Below are 13,228 nucleotides of genomic sequence, written 5' to 3'. Positions count from 1 at the left end.
AATCGACGCGCTGACCGACTACTAGGCCGTGTTGACAAAACGGCTGCCCATCCGCGGTCTGCTGTGATTCAAGATAATCTTTACGTTGGAAGTGACTTTGGCACGCAACCTGATGTCCGACGACGAATGGGCATTCTTTGAGGGCTTCATCCGAGCCGTCCGGCATCCGAACGGGCGCAAGCCTGCGGACCATCGGCTTGTTCTGGATCGCGCGGACCGGCGCGCCGTGGCGGGACCTGCCAGAAGAGTTTGGCAAGTGATCATCTGTCTACCGGCAGTTCCGGCGCTGGACGCTCGCCGGGCTGTGGGAGGGCGTCTTGGATGGCTTGAACCACGCGGGGCTGGCGCTCGACAAGCTCCAGATGGTCGACAGTACTGTGATCAGAGCCCACCACCATGCGGCCGGCGCAAAAAGGGGACTCCGAAAGACGCTTTTGGCCGTTCAAGGGGTGGGTTCACGACCAAGATCCATTTGCGCGTCAACGGTGCCGGCCTCCCGATGAGGACCGAGATCACGCCGGGGCAAGAGTCCAACTACACCGGATATGATCTGGTGATGGAAGAAAACCTGCCACAGCCCGCCGTTCTGGTCGCTGACAGGAGCTATGACTCTGATAAAGCTCGGGAAGACATCGAGAGCCGCAACGCGCTGCCTATGATCCCCATGCGAAAGAACCGCAAGCTGCGCAAGGCGGTCGACATGACGATCTACACGCTGCGCAACATGGTCGAGCGCTGCTTCAGCAAGTTGAAGAACAGCCGCCGCCTGGCAACCCGTTACGACAAAACCGCAGACAGTTTCCTCGGCTTCAGAGACATCGCCTGCATCAGACTCTGGCTCCGCCATTTGTCAAAATGACCTGAAAAAGCAGTTCGAAGCCAACTGAAAAACTGTCGCGCCGACAACGCAGCGACGAAATATCGTCACATCCTTGCAACGTTAAACGCCCCTTCTCCCCATTGATCATGCACGAAAGCTTCCAAAAGACGATCTCCACAGGCGCCTATTGGAGTATCCTTTTCGGCATCATTAACAAGGCTGGGACCTTTTTCGGTCAAATCGCAATCGCATGGTTCCTGGCGCCCAAGGATTTTGGCCTTGCCGCCATAGCACTTGTATTCCTCCAGGTGTCCAGCCTTTACAGCGCCGGAGGGATGAAAACCCTGCTGGTCCAACGCGCCGACCACTTCTCCGCGCAAGCGCCGAACGTGTTCTGGGCGTCTACCGCGATGAACCTCTCGATCGGTGCTGCAATCATCGTCCTCGCCGAACCGATATCGAAATTCTTTGGCGAAACCGATTTGCCGCCGCTTCTTTGGGCCGTTGGCGTCGCCGTCGCGGTCAACGGATTCCAAACGATCTATTTCGCAAAGATCCAATCCGAGCTGCGGTTCAAGACGGTCTCCGCGATTAAGTTAGGCGAAGGTCTACTGCAAACCGCGCTGGTCCTGATCCTGGCCTATTTGGGATTCGGGGCAATTTCGATCGTCATTCCCCGCTTCATAACCTCCGCGATCTCGTTCGCCCTTGCTTTCTGGATGGCCGGAAAAATACGCATCACCCGGCCGGCTCTGAAATCGTCGGCGAAAATCGCGCGTTCGGCATTTCCGCTGTTTTTGTTTTCGGTCCTGTCGGCGATGACGCTCCAAGCCCCGATCATCGCCCTCAGCCGGCTGACCGACGCCACAACTGTCGGGCTTTTCTATTGGGGACTGCAGATCTCGTCCCAATCCATTTTCCTGCTCGCGACCAACCTGCGCGAAGTCTACATCCCCGGCCTGGCCTACGCCAACCGGTCCGGCGGCGAGGTCGATGCGATCATCCGCAAAGCGCAGATCGCCATGAGCTTCTGGGTCACGGCCATCTGCGCCATCCAATTTTTCAGCGCGACATTCCTGATCGACCTATTCTTCGACAAAAAGTGGCTGCCGGCGGCGGAAGTCATCAGGTGGACCAGCGTCGGCCTGCTCTTCACCCCGCTCAACGTCCTGTCGGTCTCGCACCTGATCTCGAGCAAGCAGAATGCGTTGTCGGTGAAGATCACGATCCTGCAAATCGTCTTCGTCACCGTGGGCGTGGCGTCCGGCGCATTGATCGGCGGGCTTACTGCGATTTCCGCCGGTTTCGCTGCGGGGAATCTCGCGGGGCATTTCTCGGCAGGGCTGATCAGTGCCAAGATACGGCATACCCGGACACTGTATTTCGTCCGCGACGCAATGGCGATCCCGCTGATATCGTTAGCGGTCATGTCGATTGCCCGCTTCGTCTGAGGGCCGGAATGCAAATAGTTTCAGCATTTTGAGGTGGACGATACCATGAACCCGATCGAGAACGACCTCGAGACGGCCCGCTCGAAACGCCGGTTCGTGTTCAACATGTATGCGACGGCCCGGCAGGTCTTCATCGGCCTCGTTATGGTGTTTCTCGACTTTCCGGCATTTAACCTGTCACCGCTCAATCGAGCAAAAAACGCCATCCTGTCACGGGCCACCGGCGCGCAACTGGCGAGCGATTGCCTGATACGGTCAGGTGTCCGGGCCGAGAACTGGCGCAACATATCCATCGGCAACCAGACCTATGTCGCGCATTCGGTCACCATGCATGCCGGGGCGTCGATCGTGATCGGCGAGCAATCCATCATCGGCCCCGAGGTCTTCATCGCCTCTCGGGGGCACGATCCGCAGACCCTGCATCCAACGCAAGCTCCGGTTCACATCGGTGACCGGGTTTTCGTCGGTGCGCGCGCGGTCATTCTGCCCGGAATCACCATAGGAGACGACGCTATCGTGGGTGCCGGCGCCGTCGTGGCCCGCGACATCCCGCCGCTGGCTGTTGCAGTCGGGAATCCTGCCACGGTGTTGAAATACAAGACCGCTGCGCGTTCGGTTTGGACCATCGCCTAATGCCTGGAATTTCCAGCTACCACCAGAGCCGGACGCGCCATGCCTAACATCCTTTGGTTGCTCGTTTCCCTTGGGTTGGCTGGCCTTTTTTTCCGCTGGAGGTCTCCCCTCGTGGTGCTCGCCCCGGTGTTGTTCACGTCGTCCCTGACGTCACCGTTTTTCGAAGAAGGCGCCATTTCCATCAATCTCATCATGTTGTCCTGGATGGTCTGCTTCATCGTGCTGGCAGTCTATTTCAAGGGACGCAGGATCAGGATCGACAATTTCGACGAAGTCCGCGCGAATTATGCTCGCATGACACAGCGCGCGGCGATATTGCTTGTGGTCGCACTGGCTTTGCTACTGTTGGTCATTTCCTTTTGGATACAGCAAGCCGGCGTCGAGCAGTTCTCAAGTGCGAAACGAACAACTGATAATGGCGTATGGTTCAACGTTTCCAACACAATTTTTAATTTGTTCCGTCAATACATGGTCATCGTACTGGCATTGTTTCGGTTCCGGCTTCGCAACCCGCACGTTCTGATGGCGCTCCTCGTCCTGATTGCCTCAGTTCTCGTCGGATACCTCTCGAGCAGTCGCGGGCTCTTCATATTCCCGCTCGTTCTGGTCTTTTTCGTTCGCATGGTGCGGATGCGCTCGTCGAACCAAAGGCTCAAGATTCTGACCACATTTTTCGTGATTGGAATGATCGGCACCGCGCTGATGGCAGCGATTTCCGCCGAACGCGCAGGCGTGGGCTCCCTTGCTGAAGGATTCACGATTCTCGGTGAGCAACTGAACAATTCCGCCACCGGCTATGGCCTTGCCCCGGAAAAGGATCGGATCGTCTGGGACTATTCCCAAGGTGGCGGTATCCCGGTGGTTCAGGTGTTGCTTTTGGGTGGGTTCTATGGCCTCATACCTCGTGCGTTTTGGCCTGGAAAACCAGAGTTCGTGGGAACAGGCCCCCTTGCCGGCGCCTACGTTTTCCGCGGGCAAAACTACGTCGATCAGGGCGCAGGAATTCCGATCTCGTTTCCTTCCGAAATCGCCCTCGCGTTCGGCAGCGCCTGGTTCCTGCCGGGGTTCCTTGCAACCGTGCTCGTCGTCATCCTGGTCGCCGAGATCCTGCGGCCGTTCCCCCTGCTGACTTTCGCATTGCTCAGCTTTTTGTCCGGCATCGTCGCGCACGGCCTGCCGAAAAGCCAGGTCGAGTTGATTGTTAACGCATTGACGCTCCTGCTTATCACCCGGATTGTTGGCTTTCGGTTTGTTCAGAGGAAGTCCTGAATGTCCACACATGAAACTGAAAAGACGCCTGATCGCGACGGCGCGGCAGACCTCCGGAAAAGATCGCGTATTGCATATATTGGCTACGCGCTGGAGGATGGCAGAGCACCGCACCAGGCCATGGGGGCGATCTTCCTCGCGGCAAACGGGCATGACGTGCTGTTTCTTGCGACCAGTTCGGAACCAACGCCTCATTGGGTTCAGTCTTTGAACGATCTCGCCTACGTTTCTTTCAAAGGGCCGCGGCGTCGCGCTGGACTATCTCTGATACGCCGGCTGTTCAAAGAGCTGCGTACCGGAACGATAGACTGCGTTTATGTTCAGGGCGCGCAGCAAGCGCTCTTGTGCGTTTGGGTTCCGTGGATTTTTCCGAAAGCCAAGGTGTTTTATCATACCCAAGACTTCAAGCCGTTCATCACATGGCAGTATTCCATGGCCGAAAAGATGCTGTCACGGCGAAGCTCGAAGGTCATCTGCAACGAGATAAACCGGGCCAAGGTCATGCAGCTCGTTCACGGCCTCCCCGAAACGCCGACCGTGATCCGAACCTCGCTTCCCGCCCCCTGGCCGGTGCCCGGGCGCGAGGCCAAAACGCGGGAGAATGTCCTCGCACAAATCCCCGAGGATGTACGGGGCGCCGCGATCCTCATCGCGGCGGGCGGGCCGTATATGTCGAGGCGGCGGTCGGAAGAACTCGTACGGTCGCTGGCCCATCTTGATCGCCGCTATTGCGTCGTCTTCACAGGCATGGGAGTGGACAATCCGCTTCGGTCGACCTGTCTGACCGTGGCCGGCGAGGCAGGCGTGCGTGACCGCGTGGTGCTGCTGCCGAGGCTCGGATATGCCGAACTGCTTGCCCTCTACGCGGCCTGCGATATCGGCGCGCTGTTCTACTGCGACACGGACCTCGCGAATTTCTACCAGGGACCGGGACGTGTGACCGAGTACCTGACAGCCGGGATTCCTTTCGTCACCTCGGACTACCCGGGGCTGGAACTGCTCACGCTGAAATACCGCGTGGGGGAAGCCGCGCGCTCCACCGACCCTGAAGATATTGCCCGGGCCATCGGCCTTCTGGGGGCGCCAGCCGATGAGAGCCCTGCGGAACGCGCGATCCGCCTCAGTGAACTCGCGGGCACTGGGCTGGCCTACGAACAGGACGCGCGCCGCGTGTTCGCAGAGGACTTTTCGCTCACGTCTCCCGACGCCTATCTCGCGCATCCGGTTTGGCGGGCTATCGCGGAAGACCAGTCGCGCGCGCTCGGCAAGACGTAGCCGATGCAAGAGCAAACCAGACATCTCTTTGGGTTCGGGATGCCGAAATGCGGCACTACCACCGTGGCGACGATGCTTTCGGCCCACCCTGCCATCTGCATGCACAGCCAGAAGGAGCCCGGTGATTTCCTGCGGGAAAATCCGCGCTTCAGGATGTCTGGCTACACTACAACGGATCAGAGCCGGTGGATTGCAGATTTCACGACGAGCTATGGGCTGACCGGGAACCGTGCGCGGTTCTTCCGTGGGCTTCGCAGCGCGGGAATTCAGCCCGACTCGGCGCGCTACGTCTTGTGCCTGCGCGACCCGGCCGATCTTGCCCGAAGCTATATGAACCACATGGCCGAGCGGCGTGGCCTGTACATTGCCACGGCGATGGACGGCGTGCGGGCCGAGATACTGTCGGCCTGCGATTTCGATGGCGCCGTCGCGGATCTGGAGCGCGAGATCGACCCGGACCATGTATTCATTGTCCGGTTCGAGGACTTGCACGGCAAGGATCGCCAGCGCCAGCTCTCGTCGGCGCTTTTCGACTGGCTGGATTTGCCGCCACTGGAAAGCGACGCCGTGATCTGGGAGAACGTTCAGGGGAAATCGGGGCGCTACCCTGCCTTTCTGGACCCTCTTGCGTGCCTTCTGCGGCGCACCAACCTTGTGCGAAACCTCTCACCGGACTCACGCGCGCGGGTCCGCAAGACCTTCTCCCGCACGCAGGAATCGCCGCCGGTTCCGACAGAACTGGTCGACGAGACCCTCGCATGGCTTGAGGCGCAAGACCCCGTGCTGCGCTCGCGCGCCCTCCTCTCCCGGGTCGCCACGGGGCGATTGTCGCGGCCCGAAAACCGCGCGCTCGCCGCGCATTACCGCGCCCGTGACATTGACGATTGAAATGAAACGGCAAGGAAAACAGCTGTCTCAAGACGAAAGAGCCACATGAACCGCTTTCGAAACCGCGTCGCATCTATCGCCTTGCGCAATTATCTCCGCGGTCCGCGTGCCCGCCGAGGCAATTTCATCGTTTCTGGCTACCCAAAGAGCGGAACGACTTGGGCCACCCAATTGGCGGCCGCTCTCGCCGGTCTGGATTACCACCAGGGCGATGTGCGCTTTCGGCTGCGTGGGATTGCGCTGCATACCCACAGCACCGCGTTCAAAGGCCGCGACAACATCCTGTATTGTGTTCGCGATCCGCGCGAAAGCGTCTGCTCGGCCGCGCGCGCGATGGCCAACAGCAACCGTGACGGCGTATATGGCCCACAAGGCCAGATCACCGAGGACTTCATCACCTACGCGACGACGACCTTGCCCGGCGCACGCAAGACCATGCGCGACCATCTACAGGACGGCATCGACCAGGGCTGGGAATTTGTCCGCTTCGAAGATCTCAAGACCAACCCGAAAGACACGTTGGGCAGGCTGGCCGCCCATTTCGGCTGGTCGGCGTCGGCGGACGATATCGCTGCCACGATTGAGAAATACGATTTCACCCGTCAACAGCAACGCCACAAGGGCAACGTCTTTTTCGCGCAGAGTTCGCTCTCCTCTTGGGCGGAGTTGTTGAGCCCGGTGGCCCTTGACCGGATGGAAACGGCACTCGGCGCGCAAGCAGGAGCCTTCGGCTATGATCTGTCGAGCCGCCCGGCCCCCAAAGCATAGGAACGAGAAACAATGCGCATCGTCGTCGTGACCGGCGCCTTGTCACGGCGCGCAGGCGGGCTGTTCTGGTCCGTGCGGCGATTGTCGCAATCGCTCGCCGCCAAAGGCGTGGACATGCATGTAATCGGTTTGCGGGATCCGGACACGGCGCGCGACATCGCGGAGTGGGCTCCGCTCTCCCCGATCGTCCTCGACACGGTCGGGCCCGCGCGTTTCGGCTACGCGCCCGGGCTGGAGCGCGAAATTGCGCGGCTCGAACCCGATCTCGTTCATCTCCATGGTATCTGGCAGGCCGCCTCGCGCGCCACCGCGCGTTGGACGGCGAACGGCGGAAAGGTCATGATCTCGCCGAGAGGTATGCTCGACCCTTGGGCAATGGCCAACAGCAAGCTGAAGAAGCGCGTGGTATGGACCGCATTCGAGCGCAAGAATCTGCAAAGCGCAGCCTGCCTTCATGCCCTGAATGCCTCCGAGGCCGAGGCCATCCGGCGCGTGCTGCTGGGGTCGGACATCACCACGATCCCGAACGGCATCGACGTTCCGAACGCGCTGCCGTATCATTTGCTGCACCTCGATCAACGGCCGCGGCTTTTGTTTCTCGGGCGAATCCATCCGAAAAAAGGCCTCATGGAGTTTCTTGAGATGTGGGCCGGTGTTCAACCGCGATTGCTCCGCCCTTGGGTTCTGCGGATCGCCGGCCCAGACGAGAACCGGCATCGTTCGGACTTGGAGAAAAGGGCGGGAACGTTACGCCTTGCCGAGACCGTCGAGTTCATCGGGCCGGTCCATGGGACTGAAAAGACGCGGGAGCTGTCGCAGGCTTCCGCATTCGTCCTACCCTCCAAGTCGGAGGGCCTGCCGATGGCGGTCCTCGAGGCTTGGGCGATGGGCCTGCCGGTGCTGATGACGCAAGCCTGCAACCTGCCCGAAGGGTTCGAGGCCGGGGCTGCTCTGGACCTCGAAGACTCGCCCGAGAACGTGTTCCAGTTCCTCGAAAAAACGGACCTCGGCGCGATGGGCGCGCGGGGCCGGACGCTGGTTGCCGACAAGTTCGGCTGGGACGGGATCGCGCAGCGCCACATCGACAAATATCGCCAGATCATTGAGGGGCCAAATCACTGATGAACTCGCTCGAAGTCGATGTGCGCAAAAACCGTCGGGCTAGAAAATGGTCCCGAAAGGAATTGCTGAAACGGGTGGTCTGGGCCATCGCCTCCGTGTTCTTCAAGCTCAGCCCGCGCCCTTTCTGGAGCTGGCGCCAGTGGATCTTGCGCCGGTTCGGAGCGAAGGTCGGGCAAGACGTGCACATCTATCCCTCCGTGAGGATCACCATCCCCTGGAACCTGTCGCTCGGCGACGGTTGTGCCATCGGCGATCGTGCTATCCTTTACGCGCTCGGCCCGATAACCATCGGATCGCGGGCGACGGTGTCGCAAGGCGCCCACCTTTGCGCGGGCTCTCATGACTGGCGCGACCAGCGCATGCCACTCACCAAGCCCCCGATAACGATTGGCAACGATTGCTGGATCGCGGCGGATGCGTTCATCGGCCCCGGTGTTTCGATTGGCAAAGCGACCATCGTCGGGGCGCGGGCCGTTGTCATGCGCAATCAGCCGGACAACGTGATTGTGGTGGGAAACCCGGCCACCGTAGTAAAAGCAAGGACATTAAATGACGACACATGAGTCAAATCGCGCACCGGCCTTGCCGGTGACAGTGGCAGTACCCGTCAAGAACGAAGAGGGGAACCTAGCCAAGTGCCTGGATCGGCTCGGCCGGTTTTCTGAGATCGTCGTCATCGACAGTGGCTCGACCGATCGTACCTGCGACATCGCCAGGAAGTTCGGCGCGCGGGTCGTCAACTTCAAATGGAACGGCCAGTACCCGAAGAAGCGCAACTGGTTTCTGATGAACGAAGAGCTGAACACGCCATGGGTGCTTTTCGTCGATGCGGACGAATATCTCGATGACGCGTTCTGCGACGAGCTCGAGCAGGCGGTCCGCCGCGAAGACGTCGACGGCTACTACCTCGGCTATGACAATTACTTCCTCGGCAAAGCCCTGCACCATGGGCTGGAACAACGAAAACTCGCGCTGTTCCGCGTCGGGCGCGCACTCTTCGAAAAGATCGACGAAGACCACTGGAGCACGCTCGACATGGAAATTCACGAGCACCCGATCGTAGAAGGCAAAATCGGCCAGATATCCACTCGGATCGATCACCGCGACTACAAGGGCTTCGCTCATTTCATCGACAAGCACCTCGCATACGCCAAGTGGGAAGCCTACCGCTACAACCGGCTCCGCCAGACCCCCGAAGCCTGGGAGCACTTCACCGGGCGCCAGAAGTTCAAATACACGAACCTCGAGCGATGGTGGTATCCTTGGTTTTACTTCCTGTTCACCTACGTCGTGAAAAGAGGCTTTCTCGACGGTGGCGCCGGGTTCCAATACAGTGCCTACAAAGCATGGTACTTCCAGACCATTCGCCTGTTGATCCAGGAACTGAAATCCGCCGACACTAAACCCTGACGGACCCGTGCCAAATTGAACCATCTCGCCCCGTTGCATCACGGCCCGACGCCGCGCGGCGGCAAGACGGCTCTCGACCCAACGATAATCCAAGTTGAAAAGGAACCGACATTGGCCCGTCTCTATGATAGCCGAAAACGCATTCTGGTAACTGGTGGAGCCGGTTTCATCGGCTCGCACCTGATCGATCGCCTCCTGCATCAGGGCCACGAGATTATCTGTGTCGACAACCTGTTCACCGGCACGAAACGCAATATCGACCACCTGCACAATCACGCGAGGGTCGAGTTCATGCGCCATGACGTGACCTTCCCGCTCTATGTCGAGGTCGACGAGATCTACAACCTCGCCTGCCCGGCCTCGCCCGTGCACTACCAGCACGATCCCGTCCAGACGACCAAGACCTCGGTGCATGGTGCGATCAACATGCTTGGCCTTGCGAAGCGCTTGAAATGCAAGATTTTTCAGGCATCCACTTCGGAAGTTTATGGCGACCCCGTGGTTCATCCGCAAACCGAGGAATACTGGGGGAACGTCAACCCGATCGGAGCGCGGTCCTGCTATGACGAAGGCAAACGCTGTGCCGAGACGCTGTTCTTCGACTATCACCGTCAGCACAAACTGGAGATCAAGGTCGCGCGTATCTTCAACACCTATGGTCCAAGGATGCATCACGCAGACGGGCGAGTAGTTTCCAATTTCATCGTCCAGGCCTTGCAGGGCGATCCGATCACAATCTTTGGCGACGGTTCGCAAACCCGGTCGTTCTGCTATGTGGATGACCTCGTCGAAGGGTTCATCCGGCTGATGGAAAGCGGTCCGGAGATCACCGGTCCGGTCAACCTCGGGAACCCCGGCGAATTCACCATCCGGGAACTGGCCGAAAAGGTCATCGCGATGACAGGTTCGAAATCTGATCTCGTTTTCCGCGATCTCCCCGAGGACGATCCAAAGCAACGCCAACCCGATGTTTCGAAAGCCAAGGAGCTCCTCGATTGGGAACCGAAGATTGCGCTGGGCGAAGGGCTGGAGCGGACGATCAACTACTTCGCGGGCCGGTTGACCGAACTCACGGCGACACAGTGACGAGAAACGCTCTCGACACCGGGGCGGGTATAACTACCAAAACCGGCCGGGAAACCTGTACGGCCACCGGCGTCGGGAAAGCTGAAATGCTATGCGCGCGTATTCCAGAAGAGGTGAAAGAATGAAAATCGCGGTAGTGGGCCTTGGATATGTCGGGCTGTCGAACGCAGTGCTGCTGGCTCAGAACCACGATGTCCGGGCCGTCGACGTGGCGCCGGAGCGGGTCACGATGGTCAATGCGCGCCAGAGCCCGATTGAGGACGCGGAGCTGCAGGCATATTTCGGCACCCGCACGCTCGCCCTGTCGGCGACGACCGATCTCCACGCGGCGGTCGCGGGCGCGGCCTTCGTCATCGTGGCGACGCCGACCGACTACGACCCGCGAAGCAATTATTTCGACACCTCGAAAGTCGATACGGTAGTGGAGCAGGTCCTCGCAGCCAATGAAACCGCGGTTGTGGTGATCAAGTCCACAATCCCGGTGGGCTACGTGAAGAAGCTTCGCAACGAGCTGGAAGATGACCGGATCATCTTCTCGCCCGAGTTCCTGCGCGAGGGCCGCGCCCTCTACGACAACCTGCACCCTTCGCGTATCATCGTCGGCGAGCGCAGCGAGCGGGCCAAGGCATTTGGCGACCTTCTGCTCGGCGGTGCCCTGGACAAGGACGTGCCGCTGCTCTTCACGGACCCGGACGAGGCGGAAGCGATCAAGCTGTTTGCCAACACCTTTCTGGCGATGCGGGTCGCCTATTTCAACGAACTCGACAGCTACGCCATGTCGCGAGGCATGAATACGCGGCAGATCATCGAGGGCGTCGGGCTCGACCCGCGCATCGGCAGCCACTATAATAACCCCTCGTTCGGCTATGGCGGCTATTGCCTGCCGAAAGACACCAAGCAGCTTCTAGCAAATTATTCCGAAGTGCCAAACAACCTGATCGCGGCAATTGTCGACGCCAACCGGACGCGCAAGGATTTTCTTTCCGACCAGATCGTGGCGCGGCAACCGAATGTGGTGGGGGTCTATCGGTTGGTGATGAAAGCGGGGAGTGACAATTTCCGTACCAGCTCGATCCAAGGCATCATGAAGCGGATCAAGGCCAAGGGCATCGAATTGATCGTCTACGAGCCAGCCATGACGGAAGACAGCTTCTTCGGCTCCCGGGTGACGCGCGACCTGGAAGCGTTCAAAGCCGAAGCCGATCTGATCCTGGCCAACCGGCTTTCCGACGAGATCGAGGACGTAGCCGACAAGGTCTTCACCCGCGATCTTTTCGGCTCGAATTGAGGAAGGAGCCATGTGCACAGCCATAGTGACGGGATCAACCGGGTTCATCGGTTATTACGTTTGCCAGCGCTTGCTCGACGACGGGTTTCGTGTCATCGGCGTCGACGCGCTGACCGACTACTAGGCCGTGTTGACAAAACGGCTGCCCATCCGCGGTCTGCTGTGATTCAAGATAATCTTTACGTTGGAAGTGACTTTGGCACGCAACCGGCGTTGTTGCAGAACTCAGCCGGCAAAGGATTCACATTGGGAATCCATGCGGTTAGACGAGCAGCGTGAGCACTCCCAAACCCGCCCGTTACCGCGCAACGAATTGGTCCAGCTACAACGATGCGCTCAGGAAGCGCGGGTCGCTGTTGATCTGGCTGGACAAGGAGATGGCCTGGCACGCGCCGCATGAGGGATGCCAAGGACGACCGCCAGTCTTTTCGAATGCCGCGATCCAGTTCTGCCTGTCGATCAAGGTTCTGTTCAAGCTGCCGCTCAGGCAGACCGCCGGGATGGTCACGAGCCTCCTGCGCTTGGCCGGGCTGGACTGGCCCGTTCCGGATTACTCGACGCTGTGCCGCAGACAGAAAACCCTCGAAGTGCAGATCCCCTATCGCCGTGCCGACGGGCCGCTGAACCTGTTGGTGGACAGCACCGGGATCAAGTTCCTTGGCGACGGCGAATGGCAAGTCCGCAAACATGGCGCTCAGGGCCGCCGCCAATGGCGCAAGGTGCATCTGGCCATGGACACCGCTACCTCGGACATCCGGGCCGTCGAGTTCACCCCCAGCCGGGAAGGCGACAGTCCCGTCCTGCCGGACCTGTTGGGCCAGATCCCCGAGGGCGAGGACATCGGCACCGTGACTGCGGATGGTGCCTACGACACCCGCCGTTGCCACGGCGCCGTCATCGCACGCGGCGGCACGGCAATCATACCGATCCGAAGGAACGGTCGGGCTTGGAAAGAGGACTGCCCGGCTGCCAAGGCGCGCAACGAAACCCTGCGAGCCACGCGTCACTACGGTCGGGCATTTTGGAAGCGGTGGACCGGGTACCACGCCCGCAGTCGCGTGGAGGCCAAGATGCGATGCCTGAAGGCTTTCGGTGAGCGCATCGCCGCGAGGGATCCCGATCGCCAAACCGTCGAAATCCACATTCGAGTCGCCCTCATCAATCGCTTCAACGCGCTCGGCACTGCCGAGGTCGTCCGCGTGGCCTGAACCTGAACGG

At 59.9% G+C, this 13,228-nt stretch carries 15 protein-coding genes; 14 read left to right on the top strand and 1 reads right to left on the bottom strand.

Features of this window, described 5'->3' with window-relative positions; translation table 11 throughout:
• The coding region (locus CRO22_RS19250; RefSeq protein WP_245861020.1) for a hypothetical protein at positions 1-193 on the bottom strand (193 nt) is incomplete at its 3' end.
• On the opposite strand from CRO22_RS19250, the gene CRO22_RS17220 reads away from it, so the two are divergent.
• The 14 genes from CRO22_RS17220 to CRO22_RS17155 all read left to right on the top strand — a co-directional run bounded on the left by CRO22_RS17220 (position 113) and on the right by CRO22_RS17155 (position 13,218).
• On the top strand, positions 113-859 hold the full coding sequence (locus CRO22_RS17220; protein ID WP_245861019.1) for an IS5 family transposase: 747 nt from the start codon (positions 113-115) through the stop codon (positions 857-859). The two genes, CRO22_RS19250 and CRO22_RS17220, sit on opposite strands and share 81 nt — an antisense overlap.
• A 107-nt stretch (positions 860-966) precedes the next feature.
• Positions 967-2,271, top strand: coding sequence for an oligosaccharide flippase family protein (locus CRO22_RS17215; RefSeq protein WP_097071393.1), 1,305 nt, complete (start codon positions 967-969; stop codon positions 2,269-2,271).
• 45 nt (positions 2,272-2,316) lie between these two features.
• A complete protein-coding gene (locus tag CRO22_RS17210) occupies positions 2,317-2,904 on the top strand; it encodes an acyltransferase (RefSeq protein WP_141399472.1) in 588 nt (195 codons plus the stop codon).
• Between the two features lie 39 nt (positions 2,905-2,943).
• Positions 2,944-4,173 (top strand): hypothetical protein, encoded by a 1,230-nt coding sequence (locus tag CRO22_RS17205; RefSeq protein WP_097071391.1) that lies wholly within the window; start codon positions 2,944-2,946, stop codon positions 4,171-4,173.
• Entirely contained in the window at positions 4,174-5,448 is a 1,275-nt protein-coding gene (locus CRO22_RS17200; protein ID WP_141399471.1) for a glycosyltransferase, read from the top strand.
• Between the two features lie 3 nt (positions 5,449-5,451).
• Positions 5,452-6,336: a sulfotransferase domain-containing protein gene (locus CRO22_RS17195; protein ID WP_097071389.1), complete on the top strand. Its 885-nt coding sequence runs from the start codon at positions 5,452-5,454 to the stop codon at positions 6,334-6,336.
• A gap of 45 nt (positions 6,337-6,381) precedes the next feature.
• Positions 6,382-7,104, top strand: coding sequence for a sulfotransferase domain-containing protein (locus tag CRO22_RS17190; protein ID WP_097071388.1), 723 nt, complete (start codon positions 6,382-6,384; stop codon positions 7,102-7,104).
• Between the two features lie 12 nt (positions 7,105-7,116).
• Positions 7,117-8,226, top strand: coding sequence for a glycosyltransferase (locus CRO22_RS17185; protein WP_097071387.1), 1,110 nt, complete (start codon positions 7,117-7,119; stop codon positions 8,224-8,226).
• Positions 8,226-8,789: a WcaF family extracellular polysaccharide biosynthesis acetyltransferase gene (locus tag CRO22_RS17180; protein ID WP_097071386.1), complete on the top strand. Its 564-nt coding sequence runs from the start codon at positions 8,226-8,228 to the stop codon at positions 8,787-8,789. The genes CRO22_RS17185 and CRO22_RS17180 overlap by 1 nt, the downstream gene beginning before the upstream one ends.
• Entirely contained in the window at positions 8,776-9,636 is an 861-nt protein-coding gene (locus CRO22_RS17175; protein ID WP_097071385.1) for a glycosyltransferase family 2 protein, read from the top strand. Before CRO22_RS17180 ends, CRO22_RS17175 begins: the two co-directional genes overlap by 14 nt.
• A 111-nt stretch (positions 9,637-9,747) precedes the next feature.
• Positions 9,748-10,722 (top strand): UDP-glucuronic acid decarboxylase family protein, encoded by a 975-nt coding sequence (locus CRO22_RS17170; RefSeq protein WP_097071384.1) that lies wholly within the window; start codon positions 9,748-9,750, stop codon positions 10,720-10,722.
• A 121-nt stretch (positions 10,723-10,843) separates the two neighbouring features.
• Positions 10,844-12,010, top strand: coding sequence for a nucleotide sugar dehydrogenase (locus tag CRO22_RS17165; RefSeq protein ID WP_097071383.1), 1,167 nt, complete (start codon positions 10,844-10,846; stop codon positions 12,008-12,010).
• Positions 12,011-12,020: 10 nt separating this feature from the next.
• The gene (locus CRO22_RS17160) at positions 12,021-12,134 is read left to right on the top strand and encodes an NAD-dependent epimerase/dehydratase family protein (RefSeq protein WP_217991923.1); all 114 of its coding nucleotides are present in this window, start codon (positions 12,021-12,023) and stop codon (positions 12,132-12,134) included.
• Between the two features lie 151 nt (positions 12,135-12,285).
• On the top strand, positions 12,286-13,218 hold the full coding sequence (locus tag CRO22_RS17155; RefSeq protein ID WP_097071382.1) for an IS5 family transposase: 933 nt from the start codon (positions 12,286-12,288) through the stop codon (positions 13,216-13,218).
• Positions 13,219-13,228 lie beyond the last annotated feature (10 nt).

Origin of the sequence: Rhodobacter maris, from assembly GCF_900217815.1 — a bacterium.
Taxonomy (GTDB): Bacteria; Pseudomonadota; Alphaproteobacteria; order Rhodobacterales; family Rhodobacteraceae; genus Rhodobacter; species Rhodobacter maris.
This window is presented reverse-complemented; position numbering and strand designations above follow the sequence as displayed.

Excerpts from the sequence above, each read along its gene's own strand:
- CRO22_RS17185 (WP_097071387.1), top strand. The coding sequence starts at position 7,117 with ATGCGCATCGTCGTCGTGACCGGCGCCTTGTCACGGCGCGCAGGCGGG.
- CRO22_RS17200 (WP_141399471.1), top strand. The coding sequence starts at position 4,174 with ATGTCCACACATGAAACTGAAAAGACGCCTGATCGCGACGGCGCGGCA.
- CRO22_RS17175 (WP_097071385.1), top strand. The coding sequence starts at position 8,776 with ATGACGACACATGAGTCAAATCGCGCACCGGCCTTGCCGGTGACAGTG.
- CRO22_RS17165 (WP_097071383.1), top strand. The coding sequence starts at position 10,844 with ATGAAAATCGCGGTAGTGGGCCTTGGATATGTCGGGCTGTCGAACGCA.
- CRO22_RS17215 (WP_097071393.1), top strand. The coding sequence starts at position 967 with ATGCACGAAAGCTTCCAAAAGACGATCTCCACAGGCGCCTATTGGAGT.
- CRO22_RS17190 (WP_097071388.1), top strand. The coding sequence starts at position 6,382 with ATGAACCGCTTTCGAAACCGCGTCGCATCTATCGCCTTGCGCAATTAT.
- CRO22_RS17220 (WP_245861019.1), top strand. The coding sequence starts at position 113 with ATGTCCGACGACGAATGGGCATTCTTTGAGGGCTTCATCCGAGCCGTC.
- CRO22_RS17205 (WP_097071391.1), top strand. The coding sequence starts at position 2,944 with ATGCCTAACATCCTTTGGTTGCTCGTTTCCCTTGGGTTGGCTGGCCTT.
- CRO22_RS17210 (WP_141399472.1), top strand. The coding sequence starts at position 2,317 with ATGAACCCGATCGAGAACGACCTCGAGACGGCCCGCTCGAAACGCCGG.
- CRO22_RS17195 (WP_097071389.1), top strand. The coding sequence starts at position 5,452 with ATGCAAGAGCAAACCAGACATCTCTTTGGGTTCGGGATGCCGAAATGC.
- CRO22_RS17160 (WP_217991923.1), top strand. The coding sequence starts at position 12,021 with ATGTGCACAGCCATAGTGACGGGATCAACCGGGTTCATCGGTTATTAC.
- CRO22_RS17180 (WP_097071386.1), top strand. The coding sequence starts at position 8,226 with ATGAACTCGCTCGAAGTCGATGTGCGCAAAAACCGTCGGGCTAGAAAA.